The sequence below is a fragment of the Actinokineospora sp. genome (assembly GCF_052390155.1).
In the GTDB taxonomy this organism is placed as follows: Bacteria; Actinomycetota; Actinomycetes; order Mycobacteriales; family Pseudonocardiaceae; genus Actinokineospora.
Genome location: NZ_JBQTHF010000045.1, coordinates 24,214 through 40,327, shown reverse-complemented (window position 1 = coordinate 40,327; position 16,114 = coordinate 24,214). Strand labels below are relative to the sequence as shown.

At 68.7% G+C, this 16,114-nt stretch carries 23 protein-coding genes and 1 pseudogene; 9 read left to right on the top strand and 15 right to left on the bottom strand.

The genetic code is table 11. From position 1 onward, the window contains the following. Positions 1-194: 194 nt before the first annotated feature. The 3 genes and pseudogenes from ACT4N7_RS16340 to ACT4N7_RS16330 all read left to right on the top strand — a co-directional run. Positions 195-929: pseudogene (locus ACT4N7_RS16340) on the top strand (Fic family protein); the annotation flags it as partial. A 32-nt stretch (positions 930-961) separates the two neighbouring features. After that, the gene (locus tag ACT4N7_RS16335; protein ID WP_444829585.1) at positions 962-1,549 is read left to right on the top strand and encodes a histidine phosphatase family protein; all 588 of its coding nucleotides are present in this window, start codon (positions 962-964) and stop codon (positions 1,547-1,549) included. A 10-nt stretch (positions 1,550-1,559) separates the two neighbouring features. Next, positions 1,560-2,039 (top strand): GNAT family N-acetyltransferase, encoded by a 480-nt coding sequence (locus ACT4N7_RS16330; RefSeq protein WP_444829584.1) that lies wholly within the window; start codon positions 1,560-1,562, stop codon positions 2,037-2,039. 2 nt (positions 2,040-2,041) lie between these two features. Here ACT4N7_RS16330 and ACT4N7_RS16325 read toward each other — a convergent pair whose 3' ends face one another. Further along, positions 2,042-2,527: a GNAT family N-acetyltransferase gene (locus tag ACT4N7_RS16325; protein WP_444829583.1), complete on the bottom strand. Its 486-nt coding sequence runs from the start codon at positions 2,525-2,527 to the stop codon at positions 2,042-2,044. 39 nt (positions 2,528-2,566) lie between these two features. Further along, positions 2,567-2,995 (bottom strand): hypothetical protein, encoded by a 429-nt coding sequence (locus tag ACT4N7_RS16320; protein ID WP_444829582.1) that lies wholly within the window; start codon positions 2,993-2,995, stop codon positions 2,567-2,569. 263 nt (positions 2,996-3,258) lie between these two features. On the opposite strand from ACT4N7_RS16320, the gene ACT4N7_RS16315 reads away from it, so the two are divergent. Together ACT4N7_RS16315 and ACT4N7_RS16310 are read left to right on the top strand one after the other, a co-directional pair. After that, a complete protein-coding gene (locus ACT4N7_RS16315) occupies positions 3,259-4,194 on the top strand; it encodes a diacylglycerol/lipid kinase family protein (RefSeq protein WP_444829581.1) in 936 nt (311 codons plus the stop codon). 218 nt (positions 4,195-4,412) lie between these two features. Further along, positions 4,413-4,667: a WhiB family transcriptional regulator gene (locus tag ACT4N7_RS16310; protein ID WP_444829580.1), complete on the top strand. Its 255-nt coding sequence runs from the start codon at positions 4,413-4,415 to the stop codon at positions 4,665-4,667. 154 nt (positions 4,668-4,821) lie between these two features. On the opposite strand, the gene ACT4N7_RS16305 is transcribed toward ACT4N7_RS16310, so the two are convergent. Continuing rightward, on the bottom strand, positions 4,822-6,336 hold the full coding sequence (locus tag ACT4N7_RS16305) for a sensor histidine kinase (protein WP_444829579.1): 1,515 nt from the start codon (positions 6,334-6,336) through the stop codon (positions 4,822-4,824). A gap of 12 nt (positions 6,337-6,348) precedes the next feature. Continuing rightward, entirely contained in the window at positions 6,349-6,564 is a 216-nt protein-coding gene (locus tag ACT4N7_RS16300) for a biotin/lipoyl-binding carrier protein (RefSeq protein WP_444829578.1), read from the bottom strand. 150 nt (positions 6,565-6,714) lie between these two features. Between ACT4N7_RS16300 and ACT4N7_RS16295 the strand changes: the two genes are divergently transcribed. Next, on the top strand, positions 6,715-6,789 hold the full coding sequence (locus tag ACT4N7_RS16295; protein ID WP_444829590.1) for a 50S ribosomal protein bL37: 75 nt from the start codon (positions 6,715-6,717) through the stop codon (positions 6,787-6,789). A gap of 64 nt (positions 6,790-6,853) precedes the next feature. Here ACT4N7_RS16295 and rsrA read toward each other — a convergent pair whose 3' ends face one another. After that, the gene (gene rsrA, locus ACT4N7_RS16290) at positions 6,854-7,168 is read right to left on the bottom strand and encodes a mycothiol system anti-sigma-R factor (protein ID WP_444829577.1); all 315 of its coding nucleotides are present in this window, start codon (positions 7,166-7,168) and stop codon (positions 6,854-6,856) included. After that, positions 7,165-7,794 carry a sigma-70 family RNA polymerase sigma factor gene (locus ACT4N7_RS16285; protein WP_444829576.1) on the bottom strand — a complete coding sequence of 210 codons (630 nt, stop codon included), beginning with the start codon at positions 7,792-7,794 and terminating at the stop codon, positions 7,165-7,167. The genes rsrA and ACT4N7_RS16285 overlap by 4 nt, the downstream gene beginning before the upstream one ends. A gap of 619 nt (positions 7,795-8,413) precedes the next feature. On the opposite strand from ACT4N7_RS16285, the gene ACT4N7_RS16280 reads away from it, so the two are divergent. After that, on the top strand, positions 8,414-8,800 hold the full coding sequence (locus tag ACT4N7_RS16280) for a hypothetical protein (protein ID WP_444829575.1): 387 nt from the start codon (positions 8,414-8,416) through the stop codon (positions 8,798-8,800). A gap of 109 nt (positions 8,801-8,909) precedes the next feature. Here ACT4N7_RS16280 and ACT4N7_RS16275 read toward each other — a convergent pair whose 3' ends face one another. From ACT4N7_RS16275 to ACT4N7_RS16245, 7 genes are all read right to left on the bottom strand, one after another. Then, positions 8,910-10,088, bottom strand: coding sequence for a methyltransferase domain-containing protein (locus tag ACT4N7_RS16275; protein WP_444829574.1), 1,179 nt, complete (start codon positions 10,086-10,088; stop codon positions 8,910-8,912). After that, entirely contained in the window at positions 10,085-10,273 is a 189-nt protein-coding gene (locus ACT4N7_RS16270; RefSeq protein WP_444829573.1) for a hypothetical protein, read from the bottom strand. Before ACT4N7_RS16270 ends, ACT4N7_RS16275 begins: the two co-directional genes overlap by 4 nt. 68 nt (positions 10,274-10,341) lie before the next feature. Continuing rightward, positions 10,342-10,653, bottom strand: a complete 312-nt coding sequence (locus ACT4N7_RS16265) for a hypothetical protein (protein WP_444829572.1) — start codon at positions 10,651-10,653, stop codon at positions 10,342-10,344. Positions 10,654-10,749: 96 nt separating this feature from the next. Next, entirely contained in the window at positions 10,750-10,938 is a 189-nt protein-coding gene (locus ACT4N7_RS16260; protein WP_444829589.1) for a DUF397 domain-containing protein, read from the bottom strand. Continuing rightward, complete coding sequence (locus ACT4N7_RS16255; protein ID WP_444829588.1) at positions 10,904-11,509, bottom strand: DUF5753 domain-containing protein; 606 nt, start codon at positions 11,507-11,509, stop codon at positions 10,904-10,906. The genes ACT4N7_RS16260 and ACT4N7_RS16255 overlap by 35 nt, the downstream gene beginning before the upstream one ends. A gap of 213 nt (positions 11,510-11,722) precedes the next feature. Further along, complete coding sequence (locus tag ACT4N7_RS16250; RefSeq protein ID WP_444829587.1) at positions 11,723-11,893, bottom strand: DUF397 domain-containing protein; 171 nt, start codon at positions 11,891-11,893, stop codon at positions 11,723-11,725. Positions 11,894-11,919: 26 nt separating this feature from the next. Further along, positions 11,920-12,807 (bottom strand): helix-turn-helix domain-containing protein, encoded by an 888-nt coding sequence (locus tag ACT4N7_RS16245; protein ID WP_444829571.1) that lies wholly within the window; start codon positions 12,805-12,807, stop codon positions 11,920-11,922. Positions 12,808-13,061: 254 nt separating this feature from the next. Between ACT4N7_RS16245 and ACT4N7_RS16240 the strand changes: the two genes are divergently transcribed. Continuing rightward, positions 13,062-13,337 (top strand): hypothetical protein, encoded by a 276-nt coding sequence (locus ACT4N7_RS16240; protein ID WP_444829570.1) that lies wholly within the window; start codon positions 13,062-13,064, stop codon positions 13,335-13,337. A 9-nt stretch (positions 13,338-13,346) separates the two neighbouring features. Here ACT4N7_RS16240 and ACT4N7_RS16235 read toward each other — a convergent pair whose 3' ends face one another. After that, positions 13,347-13,958, bottom strand: coding sequence for an alpha/beta hydrolase family protein (locus ACT4N7_RS16235; protein ID WP_444829569.1), 612 nt, complete (start codon positions 13,956-13,958; stop codon positions 13,347-13,349). Beyond that, on the bottom strand, positions 13,955-14,719 hold the full coding sequence (locus ACT4N7_RS16230) for an SOS response-associated peptidase (RefSeq protein WP_444829586.1): 765 nt from the start codon (positions 14,717-14,719) through the stop codon (positions 13,955-13,957). Before ACT4N7_RS16230 ends, ACT4N7_RS16235 begins: the two co-directional genes overlap by 4 nt. Positions 14,720-14,833: 114 nt before the next feature. Here ACT4N7_RS16230 and aroA point away from each other — a divergent pair, with 114 nt between their 5' ends. Continuing rightward, on the top strand, positions 14,834-16,114 hold the full coding sequence (gene aroA, locus ACT4N7_RS16225; protein WP_444829568.1) for a 3-phosphoshikimate 1-carboxyvinyltransferase: 1,281 nt from the start codon (positions 14,834-14,836) through the stop codon (positions 16,112-16,114).

Genomic DNA, 16,114 nt, shown 5'->3' with positions numbered 1-16,114 from the left:
AAGCGACGCTGACCAGCGGGAACACCACCCGTCGGTCAGCGTCGCCGCTCATTGCAGCTAGTGCGGTGGCCAGCTCTACATCACCGCGGTGTCCAGGGCACGACCGCCATCGAGGGCAACACGCTGTCCGAGGACCAGGTGAAACGCGCGGTTCAGGGTGAACTCGAACTACCGCCGTCGCAGGTCGGACGCGAGAACACTCGGTCGGCGTGGCGCTTTACCGAGGTGCGCCCGCGGCGGACTGCGACTATCTCGTCAGACGACTCTGCGACTGGCTCAACGCACCGGTATGGACCCAGAATCCGACCTTCGCCAAGAGCCTGGCCGTGGTCCGCGCGATCATGGCGCACCTCTACATAGCCTGGATCCACCCATTCGGGGACGGCAACGGTCGAACTGCCCGCCTGCTCGAATTTCAACTGCTGATCGAGGGCGGCGCGCCCACGCCCGCCGCGCACCTGCTGTCCAACCACTTCAACATCACCAGGGATGCGTACTACCGAGAACTCGACAAGACGAGCAGGTCCGGCCCGCCTTTTCGAGTCGACGGCTTCATCGACTACGCGCTACAGGGATTCGTGGACGGCCTGCGCGAACAGTTGACCTTGATCAGGGAGTACCAGACTCGACTCGTCTGGACCAACTTCGTCCATGCCCAACTCCCCGGACACACCCCTGCCGAAGCGCGCCGTCGGCACGTGCTGCTGGACCTGCCCGCGGACCAATGGACTCGGCGAGCCGAGATACCGGTTCTCACCCCCAGGTTGGCGATCGCGTACGCGGGCAAGACCGCCAAGACGCTGACCAGGGACCTGAATGCGATGGAGGGCGGGCGACTGCTCGTCCGACAAGGACAATCGGTCCGACCTCGAACCGAGATTCTTCGCGCGTTCCTGCCGCAGCGACTCGACCGGCCGACAACCGAGTAGTCACTGTTTCGACGACGCATAGGATCACCGGCATGAGCGAGTCTGGGGTCTACCTGCTGCGGCACGGGCAGACCGAGTGGTCGGAGAGCGGCAAACACACCGGTCGCACGGACGTGCCGCTCACCGACGCGGGCGAGGCGCGGGCGCGGCGGGCGGGTGCGCTGCTGTCGTCGCTGCGCGGGAGCGGACCGGCGCTGGTGTTGTCCAGCCCGCGCATCCGGGCGACGCGCACCGCCGAGTTGGCCGGGCTGGCGGTGGACGAGACCACCGAGGACCTCGCCGAGTGGGACTACGGCGACTACGAGGGGCTGACCACGCCGGAGATTCGGCAGACGGTGCCGGGGTGGACGGTGTGGACGCACCCGTGCCCGAACGGCGAGACGGCCGCGCATGTCGACCTGCGGGCGCGGACGATGGTCGGGCGGGCGCGGGCCGCGCTGGCCGACGGCGATGTGATCCTGGTCGGGCACGGGCACTTCAGCCGCGTGCTGGTGGCCACCTGGATCGGACAGTCGGCGCGCTTCGGCGTCCACTTCGGACTGGCGGCGGGTGGGCTGACCCTGTTGGGCGAGGAACGGGGCACGGCGCAGATCCAGCGGCTCAACCTGCCGGCGGACTGAGGAGGAAACCGTGTCCGACCACCGAATCCGCCGGGTTCGTGAGTCCGATGTGGACGCCGTGGTGGCGCTGGTGTACGAGCTGGCCGACTACGAGCGCGCGCCGGACGAATGCCACCTGACGAGCGAGCAGTTGCGCGCGGCGCTGTTCTGCGCGGCGCCCGCGCTGTTCGGCCATGTGGCCGAAGTGGACGGTGCGGTGGTGGGCTGCGCGCTGTGGTTCCTCAACTTCTCGACCTGGCGCGGCACGCACGGGATCTACCTCGAAGACCTCTACGTCCGCCCCGAGCAGCGCGGATCGGGGCTGGGCAAGGCATTGCTGGTCGCGCTGGCGCAGGAGTGCGCGCGGCGCGGCTACTCCCGGCTGCAGTGGTGGGTGCTGAACTGGAACGAGCCCGCGATCGGCTTCTACCAGTCGATCGGCGCGCTACCGATGGACGAATGGACGGTGTTCCGGGTGACCGACGACGCGTTGACCGAGTTGGGCACCTGACCTCACAGCTCGCGGAACATCACGTGGATGGCGACCGGGCCCAGCCTGGCGTGCCGGAAGGCGCCCGGGATGGTGGCGAGGACGTCGAAGCCGAGCGAGGTCCACAGCGCGATCGCCGCCGTGTTGGTCGAGACCACGGCGTTGAACTGCATGGCGGTGTAGCCCAGCGCGCGGGCCGCGTCGAGGACGTGTTCGGCGAGGCGGCGGCCGATGCCCTGGCCCGCCCGGTCCGGGTCGACCATGAACGCGGCGTTGGCCACGTGGTCGCCGAGGCCGGGTTGGGCGGGCTTGAGCAGCGCCGTTCCCACCACGTCGGACCCGTCCTCGGCGACGAAGATTGCGGCGGGCGGCGGCAACAGCCACACACCCGCCGCGGTCTCGCGGTCGGTGTCCGGGGCCGACATGTAGGTCTCGCCGGTGGACACCACGCGGTGCCACAGCGGCCAGATCCGCGGCCAGTCGGCCGCACTCGCGCGTCGCACCTGCACAGGTGTCACGGTGACACACGCGGGCAACCGGATATTCGGTCAGGCGTCGTGGTCGCCTTGGGCCCACAGCGTCGACTGCGACCGGAACAGCAGCACGAGCACGCCGACGCACACGAGCCCGACCGGGAAGCCGATCTCGGGCCGGTCGGAGGGGCCGAAGGCGTACCAGGCGACGCCGAGCAGCAGGAGCTGCACCACGATCGCCGGGCCGCGCGCCCAGTGCCGCCCGAGTACCAGCCCGACGCCGCAGGCGAGGACGCCGCCCGCGAGCACGGCGAAGTAGGCGGCCTGGCCGTAGACGTTGTTGCCCGCGGTCGAGGCGCCGTCGAAGGCGCGGACCAGCAGCAGGACCGAGAACACGATGCCGGTCAGCCCCTGCAGCGCGACCAGCAGGCCCGCGCCGAGGATCGTGCGCGGGGCATCGGAGGTGAATCGCACGGCGGCCTTCCAGCGGATCGGACTCGACACTTGTCACGGTGCGTATGCGTCGCCGATCGTATGCCACCCGGACGGCCGGTCGAGTTGAGCGATCAATCAGGGCAAGATCAGGGACGTCACATCCTCGCGGATCGACGAGCAGACGGTCGTCTGGGTGCACTCGCCGATCGAGGTGCCGCCTGGCGGAGGGAGCACGGACTCGATCACGGCAGGCCCGATGGGATGAAGCCGCCCTCACCCGAACGGGGAGGGCGACGACGCGACGAGGGCGGATGCCGGGTTACCCTGCGTTAATGCGCGCAGTGCTCGTGGTCAACCCCAAGGCGACGGCCACCACCCCGGCCGGTCGCGACGTGCTCGCGTACGCGCTGGCGAGCCAGGTGAAACTGGACGTCGTCGAGACGGACTACCGGGGCCACGCGCTCGCCGCCGCGGCCCAGGCCGTGGCCGACGGCGCCGACCTGGTGGTCGCGCACGGCGGCGACGGCACGGTCAACGAGGTCGTCAACGGGCTGCTGGCCACCGGGCCGAGCAGCGCCACACCGATGCTCGGCGTGGTTCCCGGCGGCTCCGCCAACGTCTTCGCCCGCGCGCTCGGACTGCCGCGGCACCCCGTCGAGGCCACGCACGTGTTGTTGCGCGCGCTACACGAGGGCCGCCGCCGCCGCGTGGGCCTCGGTCGCGTCGACGCCGACTCCCGCGGCACCGGCCAGCGCTGGTTCACCTTCAGCGCGGGCATGGGCTGGGACGCGGACGTGGTCGCCGACGTCGACCGCAAGCGCGGCAAGCGCGCCAGCCCGGCGCTCTACGCCCGCGTCGCCGTCGCCCGGTACGCGCGGCCGAAGCACACCAGGCCCACCCTGACCGTGACGATCCCCGGCGAGGAGCCGATCGAGGACCTGCGCCTGGCGTTCGTGTCCAACACCGATCCGTGGACCTACCTGGGTGCCCGCGCGATCCACCTCAACCCCGGCTGCTCCTTCGACACCGGTCTGGGCCTGTTCGCGCTGCGCACGCTGCGCCTGCCGACGGTGCTGCGGCACTTCCGCCAGGCGCTCAGCGCCAAGGCCGAAACCCGGGGCAAGCACCTCGTCCGCCGCGACGATGTGACCAGTATCACAGTCAGTTCGCCCGAGCCCGTGCGGCTGCAGTGCGACGGGGACCTCATCGGGGAACTCACCCGGGTCGAGTTCACCTCGGTTCCTGGCGCGCTAGAAGTTGCGGTCTGACTCGGGGTGCGCTAGGTCCAGACCACTCCAGGCCGATGCCAAATCGTTGCTCTCCGCATCCGCAACGCCCTGACGTCTATCTTTCGGGTGAGTTCACTCACCGGGTCGAGAAGACCCCTTGACATCCAGCCGGTTCGTGAAAGCATTCACAAGCACCCCGACGACCGGATGACGACTAGAGGCGCGTCCTATCGCGCCCGAGCGAGGAGCACGTAGAAATGGACTGGCGCCACCGCGCGGCCTGCCGTGACGAGGACCCCGAGCTGTTCTTCCCCGTGGGAACCAGTGGTCCGGCAATCCTGCAGGTCACCGAGGCGAAGGCCGTTTGCCACCGCTGCCCCGTCGCTTCCAACTGCCTGTCATGGGCGCTAGAAAGCGGCCAGGACGCTGGCGTTTGGGGCGGGATGAGCGAGGACGAGCGTCGCGCGCTGAAGCGTCGCAACGCTCGGACCAGGGCACGCAGCAACGCCTGAACGTACAACGAGAGAACCACCTGGACGACCCCTGTCCGCGGAGAACGCGGACGGGGGTCGTTCTTTGTGCCTTTGAGGGCCAAGCCGGGGCAAGCCCCCCGGACCCCAAGGCTGGTCAATTGGTGCGGTTAGGGGGCGTTAGGGGATTGGTAAGTCATCGCCGATGTGAAAGCGGTACACGTAAGACCGCTTCTGTACCGGTTCGTTCTCGCCTGCGCAGTGATAGCGAACCGCGCAACTCCGATTCGACCAGGGTGCGCACGATTTGCAGGCCGAGGCCGTTCGTCCGTTCGAGGGAGAATCCGCGGGGCAGGCCCCGGCCGTCGTCGGAGACGACCACGTCGAGCCAGCGGGCGGACCGCTCCGCCGACACCACGACCTCACCCGAGTGGCCCGCCGGATAGGCGTGCTCGACAGCGTTCTGAATCAGCTCGGTCAACACCATGACCAGCGGAGTGGCGACCTCGGCCGCCACGACGCCGAACTGCCCGCTCTTGCGGACCTTGACGTGGCTCTCCGCCACGGCGACATCGCCGACAACCGGGATGACCTTGTCCACCAGGGCATCCAGGTCGACCCGCTCGTCCACCGACGTCGACAGCGTCTCGTGCACCATGGCGATCGCGGCGACCCGGCGCACCGACTCGGCCAGCGCCTCCTTGGCCTCCGGGCTGCTCGTGCGCCGCGACTGCAGCCGCAGCAGCGCGGCCACGGTCTGCAGGTTGTTCTTCACCCGATGGTGGATCTCGCGGATCGTGGCGTCCTTCGACAGCAGCGCCCGGTCGCGCCTGCGCACCTCGGTGACGTCGCGGCACAGCACCAGCGCGCCCGCGGCCTTGCCACCCGGCCGCAGCGGCAGCGCCCGGAACAGCACCGACGCGCCCCGGCGCGACTCGGCCTCGGCGCGCATGCTCGGCTGCCCGTCGAGGGCGAGCAGGATGCGCTGCGCGACCTCGGTCGCGTCGAACGGGTCGTCGATCAGCGAGCGGGTCAGCGGGGCCAGGCGTACCCCGATCAGGTCGGCGGCGTGCCCCATCCGGTGGTACGCCGAGAGCGCGTTGGGGCTGGCGAACACCACGGTGCCCGACGGGTCGAGCCGCATCAGGCCGTCGCCGACGCGCGGGCTGGTGTGCACGTCGGGCGAGGGCTCGGCGGTCGGGAAGCTGCCGTCGGCGACCATCTGGCACAGGTCGCCGGCGATGCCCAGGTACGCGATCTCCAGCGCGCTCGGCACCCGCGGCACCGCCAGGTTCGTCTCCCGCGACAACACCGCGACCGCTTCGCCGCGGTAGGCGACCGGGATGACCTCGCGGCGCACCGGCACCCCCTGGTACCAGCGCGGATCCTCTTCCCGGCAGATCCGGCGCTCGGCGATCGCGCGGCGCAACTGGGGGTGCTCGACGACGTCGGTGTGACTCGTCACGACGTCGTCGGGGTGCGCGGTCGGCGCGGTCATCGGCCGGGCCTGCGCCACGCAGATGTAGCGCTCCTCGGCGTCCGGCGGCAGCGCCGTGCCGTCCGCGCCCTCGGTCACCGGCACCCAGAGCAGGAAGTCGGCGAAGGACAGGTCGGACAGCAACTGCCATTCGGCGACCACCGTCTGCAGGTGGTCGACGGCGCCGCCGGAGAGGCCGGTGTGCTCGGCGAGCAGGTCGGAGAGCGTGGACACGCGGCCGCCGGACTATTCGACGACGGCGATCAGGTCGTGCTCCTGGACGACGTCGCCCGCCTTGACCGCGAGCTTGGTCAGCCTGCCGTCGGACTCGGTCAGGACCGGGATCTCCATCTTCATCGATTCCAGGATCACCACCGTGTCGCCCTCGGCAAGGGTCTGACCTTCGTGCGCGACCACCGTCAGCACGTTGGCGACCATCTCGGCGTGGATCTCGTGGGCCATCGAACGATCCTCCTCGACGCGAGTTGTACTCGGTTCAATCCAACCACGTCTCGCCCCTGGCGAGCCGCGCAACTCCGGCATGGCAAAATCGGGGGTGACGGCGCGCGTCGGCCCTGCCCGCGCGCCAAGCCAACGCAGGAGGAGACACCGATGTCGAAGCGCACCCGCAAGCGTCGTGGCCGCAAGAAGGGTGGCGCGAACCACGGTAAGCGCCCCAACTCCTGAGCACCGCTCATGGACGACACCGAGGCCCCGGCACCCGCTGCCGGGGCCTCGGTTCGTGCTGGGGTCAGTCCTCGCGGCGGGCTTCGGCGGCGGCGCCCGCGACCTCGACGGACACCCCGCCGTGGTCGATCACGGTCTGCCGGATCGAGGCCCGCAGCCGCTCCCGGAACTCGTCCGTGGCGTGGTCGCCGCCGCACTTGCGGGCCAGCAGGATCTTCAGGTGCTCCTCGATGCCGTAGCGCTCCAGGCACGGGCTGCACTCGTCGAGGTGCCTGGCCAGGACGCTGCGCCGCGTCGGGTCGCACTCCTGGTCGAGGAAGAGCCAGACCTCGTTGAGGACGTCCGAGCAGTCGGTCTCGTGGTGGTTGCCGCAGCTCACGATCCCGCCACCTCCTGTTTCACCGAGCGCAGGAACCCCCGCTCGCGGGCCACGCCCGCCAGCAGGTCGCGCAACTGGCGCCTGCCGCGGTGCAGCCTGGACATCACGGTGCCGATGGGCGTGCCCATGATCTCGGCGATCTCCTTGTAGGCGAAGCCCTCGACGTCGGCCAGGTACACCGCGAGCCGGAAGTCCTCGGGGAGCTGCTGCAGCGCCTGCTTGACGTCGTCGTCTGGCAGCGCGTCCATCGCCTCGACCTCGGCCGAGCGCAGACCGACCGAGGTGTGGTTCTCGGCCTTGGCGAGCTGCCAGTCGGTGATCTCGTCAGTCGGCGACTGCAGGGGCTGCCGCTGCCGCTTGCGGTAGCCGTTGATGTAGGTGTTGGTGAGGATGCGGTAGAGCCACGCCTTGAGGTTGGTGCCCGCGGAGAACGAGGCGAACGCGGCGTACGCCTTGAGGTAGGTCTCCTGCACCAGGTCCTCGGCGTCGGCCGGGTTGCGCGTCATGCGCAGGGCGGCCGAGTAGAGCTGGTCCAGCATGGGCATGGCGTCGCGCTCGAACCGCTCCGCGCGCTGCTCGGCGCTCTCCGGCGTCTCGCTGTCGGACTGGGCTTCGGTGCGGGGCACCGGGCTCCCTTCGGCTCCTCGCGCACCCACCACCAGATGCGCATACGGCGACCCCGAGCTTACGCGGCCGTCGCCGGGGCGGCTTGGCACCGCGGCCCGCGCGGGGCGCGACCTGGGGCGCTTGGACTCGTGGATCTGCTCGGTCAGCACGTGCCCTTCAACGCCCGCCCCGCGGCCCTCATTCCGCTGTCCGGCGATTTCGAGATCCTCAACCGCCGACCCTTGATATCGGGCTTGCGAACGCTGGACTATGGCCACTATGACGCAGCGGAGTCATCCGATCTCGGACGGCAATCGGTGGTCGTGGGTGGTGGTCTTTGTCGTGGTAGCGGTGTTGCCCTGGGTTACAGCCGCCCAGTGCAGCACAGGCACGAGCATCAAAGCGTGTTCGGCGCGGGAAGATTCGCACAGACATCCCAGACGCCACCGAAATCGGCGTCTCGGTAAGCGTCCCGTGCCAGGAGGAGATCTACCGCACTGCGGTTCGGATCGCCGGGATCGGGCCGAACGGCACTGCGCCGTTCGACTACAGCGAGACCGGCCCCGAGCGCACGTTCGCCTTGGCGGAGTGCGCGCAGTGAGCCATCATGACCTTGTGGAAGGGCCGAGCGCGACCCCTATGACCGGCCGACGCGTCCGGTGGTGCGGGTCGACCCAGCCACGGCTCACCACCACGGCATACCAGGCCAGAGTCCGCGCCGGGAGCACCCGCCCCCCGGGCGCTGACGACTTGCCGGACCTCTGTGCCGGGGACGAGGGCGTCGTCGGCGAGCTGATCGCGGTTGCCCCCGGTGGCGTGCACCTCTACCTCATCCGGTGGGACTCCGGCACCGAGATCGAGACCAACCTGCCGTCTCGCCTGGTCGAGGAAGTCGACCAGCCCGACCACCCCACACCGGTCTCGACCGGATCGCGCACTTACGCCTCGTTCCCTGCGACCCGACGATCACGGGTGCTCGCCGCGGTGTCCCGGACGATCCGGCGGCGATCGACACCAGGACGGTAGCGGCGAGTGGGAATCGTCCTTGAATGGACGGGGTCGCGGTCGAGCCCTGACGCCGCCACTGAACTCCTGAAGGCCCCCCACCACGGCGGGTGGGAACGGGCACGGATGGTCAGCGGGCGAGGTGCCATTGTTGATCGCCTGCGGGCTCGTCGAGCCATACCGTGTGCCCGTCGTCCGCGTGAACGGTGAGCCCGAACCTTGGCCAGGCTGGTTGACCGAGCGTGCGCCACTGCCCGTGCGCTGACTCCCACAGCCGCCACAGCGGTGTCGGTCCGTGCTCGACCACGTGGCGGGTGCCGTCCCGGTCGGTGTCGAGGCCGACTTCGCACCATGATCCGTTCGGGGCCGACAAGAAAATGTCGCCAGGCTCACCGGTTTCGTCATCGATGTTCTGCCCGTAGGTGAGGTTGGCCGGCATGGTGAACTGCGCGAGGAACCACGGCACGGGCTGCGTCCACGGCTCGGCGGGCGCCGTCGACCGCCGAGGTGTGGCGTCCGCTCGTATTCGATGAGGTTGGCTGGGCCGCTCGGTGTCGTTGCGTTCGTTGCCGTGGCGCATAGTCATGAATCCGGCCCAGTCGGGCAGGAATCGGCCGGACGCGCCGTCACCGTCACGTCGCAACCGCACGAGGTTGCCTTCCATCCCCCCGACTTTCAGGTCCGTCAGGATCGTCCCGCCGCAGCGGGTCTGTTCGATCCATGCCCGTGGGATCGCGGGTACGGAGCAGGTGGCCAGGATCCCGTCGTACGGAGCGTGTCGCGCCAACCCTTCCGCGCCATCGTGGGCGACCAGGGTGGGCCGGTAGCCGATCCGCGCGAGCCGGGCAGCGGCCCGCTCGACCAGGTCGGCGTCGATGTCCACCGAGTACACATTGCCCGCGCCGAGCGCGTGGGCCAAGAGCGCGGCGTTGTAGCCGGAGCCGGTGCCGATCTCCAGCACCGTGTCGCCGTCGCGGACGTCGAGTGCTTCCAGCATGGACACCATGAGTCCGGGCGCGGTCGAGCTGGACACCGCGATGTGCCCGACACCCCATCGCGCGTGGTACTCGGCGAGCGCGGTCACCAGTGTCTGGTCGGAGTAAACCGCGTCGAGGTACGCACCGCTGTCGCCGCTGCTGTCCTGGCCGGTCCAGGTGCCGTCGCTGTTCTGGGTGTAGAACACCTCGACCAGGAGGTGGCGCGGCACGCCCGCTACAGCCGCCCGCCACTGCGGACTGCGCAACGCGCCGGACTCGGCCAACTGGCTTGCCAGCCGGACAGCCCGTGATTTCCAGTCCTCGTCGATCACGATGCCGGTACCTCCTGCGCCAGAAGGTGGGCAATCGCGTCGCTGACCGCACTACCGAGCGTCCCGCGCAACCAACCGAATTGTCCGCCCGAGTTGGATTCCAGAAAGACCCACTGATCATCCGGGGTAATGACGAAGTCCAATGCCGAGAACGTGAGACCGGCTACGGTCATGAAGTCACGCACCGATCGTGTCACGTCGGCCGGAATCTCAGGCCTGCTGTAATGCAGCGCGTCATAGTTCGCGCGCCAGTCTATGTACGCGCGCGGTGCGCGGTCAGCTCGACCCCGGCCAAGTCGTCAAGGTCGGCAGTGTTCAACCAGCGTGTGTGGGCAACCTTGCGGTGCCCATCCTCGAACAGCACGTTCGCGCCGAACACCTTGACGATCGTGCCATGCCGGTTACTCGCATCGAACCGGCGCACCGCGTCCGCGTCATTGGTGACCAGCGTCCGAGGAACCGTCAACCCGCAACTAACCGCGAGCGCGAGCTGGCGCGGTTTGTAGGCGTGGTCTGCCTCCTGCTGTGGGTGATTCATCCAGGTCACCGACAACGTGGACAACACACCCCCCAGCCCAAGCCGGGCTTCCTGTTGGGCGTGACGGCGCCGCGCCCCAACCAGATTGTCCGGAAACGCAAAGGCGGTGGGACTGCGATCAACTCAGCAGAAACTCGCGCCACGAATGAATGCGTACCACTGCCGGGTGCCGAAGAACAGGACGGGACCGCTCTCGGCCTGCTTGCTGTCCCGCGTTGCCACCTGGTGTTCGTCAAGGAAGGCGACCTCAACACACTCCGCCTGCCCGTTGCTACGGCTACTCTTGACCCACGTGACGTTGGCCAATCGCATGGTGCTCATTTCCCATCTCCCTTTCCGCGCTTGCGATGTACCTCAGGGAGTCCACCTCACTGAGTGATGCGTTCCATATGCTCGTGAAGGCTGCGGTGTATCGCTGGATCTCATGAGGCTTTTCCAGAAATAGCGCTCCGGTGAAGCTTTCTACGTAGATCGTCGGCGGTTCGGTGGGCTCACCGCTCCCGGTTCTCGGGAAGTCCAGCTTGACAAACGGACCCGACATGACACCGTAGTGAAGACCGGCCGAGTAGGGCATGACGCGGAGCGAGACATTGCCAAGTTGAGCTATTTCGAAGAGTCGCCGAAGCTGCTCCGCCATAATGGCGGAGCCGCCGACCGGGCGACGCAGGATGGCCTCGTTGAGCACGATTTTCAGCGCCATCGGCCGGATTCTCCGGGACAGCAGCGCCTGACGTGCCAGGCGAACCCGCACGCGCCGCTCGATCTTCTCGGGGTCAACACCCGGGTTGTCCGTCTGGATCAAGGTGCGAGCGTAGCGCTCGGTCTGGAGCAGCCCTGGCACAAGCTCAGACTCGTAATGATTCGTCGGAAACGAACGACCCAGAGCGGTCCGCTATCGGCAAATAGCGCGCCCAGATCATCGTTGGTCCTGCTGTCACCGGACGCCAGTCACGACACCACGGTAACGACTCGATCGTTTCGTGGAATGCCCTCGTCCGGTAAGCGCCCAACCGGGTGGCTCGGTCAACCGATGGTGTTCGACCTCGATACGGTCGGTGATCTGCCACACCGAAATCGGCCGCCAGCGGTGATCAACTCAGCAGGAACTCGCGCCACGAATGAATGCATACCACTGCCGGGTGCCGAAGAACAGAACGGGACCGCTCCCAGCCTGCTTGCTGTCCCGCGTTGCCACGTGACGACCTGCCACGAAGGCTACCTCCACACAGTTGGCCTGACCATTACTCTTACTGCTCTTGAACCACATGGCGCCAGGCAATTGTCCGTTATCCATCATTCCATCTCCTTTGCTGCCGCAACAATACAATTCATGGAATCCGCCTCATCAAGGGAAGTGTTCCACATGCTTGAAAAGGCTTCAGAATACCGCTCGATCTCGTGTGGTTTCTCCAAGAAGAGTGCCCCAGTGAAGGTGTCAACATAGACCGTAGATGGCTCGGTAGGCTGACCATTCCCGGTAGTCGGAAACTCCAGCTTGACGAACGGACCGGACATAACCCCATAGTGCAGGCCGACCTGGTAGGGCACGACTCGCAGCGAAACGTTGCTGTACTGCCCCACCTTGATGAGCTGCCGAAGCTGTTCGGCCATCACCGCAGTGCCACCTACAGGGCGGTGCAGGATCGCCTCGTTCAGGACGACATTCACCTTCAGCGGCCTAGCCCTCCTGGAGAGCAGTGCCTGTCGCCCCATCCGTACCTGCACGCGTCGATCGATCTCGTCAACGCGAACGCCCGGATTGTCCGTCTGGATCAATATACGCGCGTAGCTCTCCGTCTGAAGGATGCCCGGTACGACTTCAGACTCGTACCACCGCAACTGTGCGGCGGCTTCCTCAAGTCCGAGGTAGATATCGAATCCCTCGGGGATGACGTCGCTGTAGCTCATCCACCAGCCGCGCGCCTTGGTCTCCTTGGCGAGTGCCATCAAGGCTGTCGTAGCTTCCACTGGTGCGCCGTAGAGCACGCACATGGCTTGGACATCGAGGCTGCGCAGCGAGGTTTGACCAGTCTCGATGCGCCACATCTTGGCCTCGGACCACTCCAGTTCCTTGGCTGCCGCCCGAACGGTCATCCGCGCCTGGCCGCGCAAGTCGCGCAGGAACCGGCCGAGTTGGCGACGCGGGACCGTCGACCCCGTCGTGCCGACCTCTACAGACATCCAACACCTCACTCGTTACGAAGGGATCTTACACCCGATACGAAAGACTCAATGCGCCCGGCGTGAAACAGAATCACCGCATAGGAGTATTTTTACCGGAAATTCGGCCTGAAGTATTGCGGTGTCGCCCGACCGGGTGTTTCCTCGGTTTCGACGGATCCCCCGTTCCGCACACCGGCCCAGCAGGCAGTGCCTGTCGACACGGAAAGGTCGCCGCCCGGTCGGCCGGTCACGCCTACGATGTTGGAGAAATCGTGAATATCAGCGTCATCGACGCCCTGGCGTCGAACAAACCCGCCTGCTGCGCGAAATGCCCTATGCCCCAGGGTGTTCCGTTCGTCCTTGGCGACCTGGAGCAACTGGTGACGCTGACCACCCAGGTCAAGCGGGCGATCGAGGAGAACGAATTGACGCCCGCGCTGGCCGACGACTTCGCCGCGACGTGTTCGGTGAACGCCGAGACATGCGAATGGATCGCCGCGCACAGCCGCACTATTACCCCGGCAAAGACCGTACGAAAATGGCCATGACAAGCGCGGTCAGTCGAGGGGGCGCAGGATGCGGTCGAGCCATTCCTCGATGGTGCGGGAGATCACCGGGAGTTCGCGCCGCAGGGAGTGGTCGCCGGGCACGGTGACGATGTCGCGGTGGTGGGCGGGCTGCGGCTGCCCGAACGGGTCGCTCTCGCCCTGCACGACCAGGGTCGGGACGGCGACGGCGTCGAGTTCGTACTGCCGGGTCTTCTCCGGCTTGCCGGGCGGGTGCACGGGGAAGGCCAGGCAGACCACGCCGACCGCCTCGCCGTCCAGTGCCGTGCGGCAGGCCACCCTGGCCCCGGACGAGCGGCCGCCGAACACCAGCGGCAGGCCGTCGAACCAGAGGGACGCGAGGTGGTCGGCGACCGCGAGCCAGGCGGCGTCGAGCTGGCGGGCGGGGGCCGGGGCGCGGCGGCCCGCGACCCGGTAGGGCTGCTCGACCAGCGCGACGTGCACGCCCGCCGCCGTGGCGCCGCGGGTGGCGGCGACGAGGTCGGGGGCGCCGATGCCGCCGCCCGCGCCGTGCCCGAGCAGCAGTCCGGCGCGGCCCTCCGGGGCACAGTGCAGCTCGGCACGGGCCAAGCCGTGCGGCGTGTCGATCTCCGCGGTGCTCACGTCGCCTCGACCGAGAACAAGTCGGGCTCGGCCACATCGGGGACGGGCTCGTAGCGGGCGAGTAGCTCGGGGCCGTTGTTGCGGACGCTGTTGACCGCCGTGGTCACCGGGCGCAGCTCCAAGGCCGCGACCAGCTCCGCGGACGGCGGCGCCAGCAGCTCGGCGACGTCCTGGCTGTCCGGGTCGAGCCACCTCGACCAGGCGTCCGGGCCGAGCAGCAGGGGCATCCGGTGGTGGATCTCGCTGAGCGGGCCGATCGCGTCGGTGGTCAGCACGGAGCAGGTGATCAGCACCGGCGCGGCGGAGTCGGCCTTGTCGTGCCAGGCGGACCACAGGCCCGCCATCGCCAGGCTGGAGCCGTCCTGGGGGGTGGTGTAGAACGGCTGCTTGACCTTGCCGTCGCGGCGCCACTCGTACCAGCCGTCGGCGGGCAGGATGCAGCGGCGGCGGGCCAGCGAGGTCTTGAACGCCGGCTTCTCGGCCGCGCTCTCCGACCGCGCGTTGATCATCCGCGAGCCGATCGACGCGTCCTTGGCCCAGGCCGGGACCAGGCCCCACTTCATCACCCGCAGGGAGCGCTCAGTGGTGCTCTCGTCGACGTCGCCCTCGGCGTCGCGCGGATGTCGCTGCACGATCGCGACCACGCTCTTGGTCGGCGCGACGTTGTAGTCGGCCCGGGGCGCGTCCTCGGTGAGGTCGACGGCGTCGAACTCGGCCGCCAGCGTCGCCGGGTCCTTCGTGGCCGCGTACCTGCCGCACAAGGTGTCCACCTCCCGATCACTGTCCGAGCCGATCACTGCCCGAATCGTGGCACGCCGGGCCGACAGTGGCGAGCCGGTAACCGGGCGAATCGCCAGGTGCGGGAGGATTGACCCATGCCGCAGCCCTGGCCAGCCCCCCGAGCATGGACCCCGGTTGCCGCCACCGTGGCGATCCCCGGCTCGAAGTCGATCACCAACCGGGCGCTGGTGCTGGCCGCGCTGAGCGGGCGGGAGAGCACCCTCACCGGCGCGCTCCAGGGCCGCGACGCCGACCTGATGATCGACGCGCTGCGCGCGCTGGGCGTCCCGGTCGAGGTCGACGCCACCACGGTCCGGGTCGGCGGGCACCCGGGCTTCCGCGGCCCGGCCGCGGTCGACTGCGGGCTGGCGGGCACCGTCATGCGGTTCGTTCCGCCCGCCGCGGTGCTGGCCGACGGGGAGATCCGGTTCGACGGCGACCCGCGCGCGCGGGAGCGGCCGATGGGCACGGTGCTCGACGCGCTGCGCGCGGTCGGCGCGGTGGTCGAGGGCGGCGCGTTGCCGTTCACGCTGGTGGGCACGGGTGCCATCGCGGGCGGCACGGTGACCGTCGACGCCTCCGCCTCCTCGCAGTTCGTCTCCGGGCTGCTGCTGTCGGGCGCCCGGTACGACAAGGGACTGACCGTGCACCACGACGGCAAACCCGTTCCCTCCATGCCGCACATCGAGATGACGGTGGCCATGCTGCGCGACGCGGGCGTGGCCGTGGACGACGCCGAGCCGAACACGTGGCGGGTCGAGCCGGGCCCGGTCGCCGCGCGCGACTGGGTGATCGAGCCGGACCTGTCCAATGCCACCCCGTTCCTGGCCGCCGCCGCGGTGACCGGCGGCGAGGTCACGGTGACCGGGTGGCCGTCGAGCACCACCCAGCCCGGCGACGCTATCCGCGACATCCTGAGCCGGATGGGCTGCGCGGTGACCCTCACCGATGGCGCGCTGACCGTGCGCGGGCCCGAGCGGCTCGCGGGCATCGACATCGACCTGCACGAGGTCGGCGAGCTGACCCCGACCGTGGCGGCGCTCGCCGCGCTGGCCGACGGGCCCTCGCACCTGCGCGGCATCGCGCACCTGCGCGGCCACGAGACCGACCGGCTGGCCGCGCTCACCGCCGAGATCACCGGGCTCGGCGGTGACGCCGAGGAGACCCGCGACGGCCTGGAGATCCGGCCCACCGCGTTGCACGGTGGCACCTGGCGCGCGTACGCCGACCACCGGATGGCCACGGCGGGCGCGATCATCGGCCTGGTCGTCGCCGACGTCTCCGTGGACGACATCGGCACGACGGCGAAAACGATGCCCGACTTCCCGGACCGGTGGGCCCGAATGCTCGGCGGGGACCTCGGCGGGGACTACTGA

Excerpts from the sequence above, each read along its gene's own strand:
- aroA (WP_444829568.1), top strand. The coding sequence starts at position 14,834 with ATGCCGCAGCCCTGGCCAGCCCCCCGAGCATGGACCCCGGTTGCCGCC.
- ACT4N7_RS16300 (WP_444829578.1), bottom strand. The coding sequence starts at position 6,564 with ATGGCCCACGAGATCCACGCCGAGATGGTCGCCAACGTGCTGACGGTG.
- ACT4N7_RS16315 (WP_444829581.1), top strand. The coding sequence starts at position 3,259 with ATGCGCGCAGTGCTCGTGGTCAACCCCAAGGCGACGGCCACCACCCCG.
- ACT4N7_RS16335 (WP_444829585.1), top strand. The coding sequence starts at position 962 with ATGAGCGAGTCTGGGGTCTACCTGCTGCGGCACGGGCAGACCGAGTGG.
- ACT4N7_RS16250 (WP_444829587.1), bottom strand. The coding sequence starts at position 11,893 with ATGTGGTTCAAGAGCAGTAAGAGTAATGGTCAGGCCAACTGTGTGGAG.
- ACT4N7_RS16260 (WP_444829589.1), bottom strand. The coding sequence starts at position 10,938 with ATGCGATTGGCCAACGTCACGTGGGTCAAGAGTAGCCGTAGCAACGGG.
- ACT4N7_RS16245 (WP_444829571.1), bottom strand. The coding sequence starts at position 12,807 with ATGTCTGTAGAGGTCGGCACGACGGGGTCGACGGTCCCGCGTCGCCAA.
- ACT4N7_RS16310 (WP_444829580.1), top strand. The coding sequence starts at position 4,413 with ATGGACTGGCGCCACCGCGCGGCCTGCCGTGACGAGGACCCCGAGCTG.
- ACT4N7_RS16280 (WP_444829575.1), top strand. The coding sequence starts at position 8,414 with ATGACCGGCCGACGCGTCCGGTGGTGCGGGTCGACCCAGCCACGGCTC.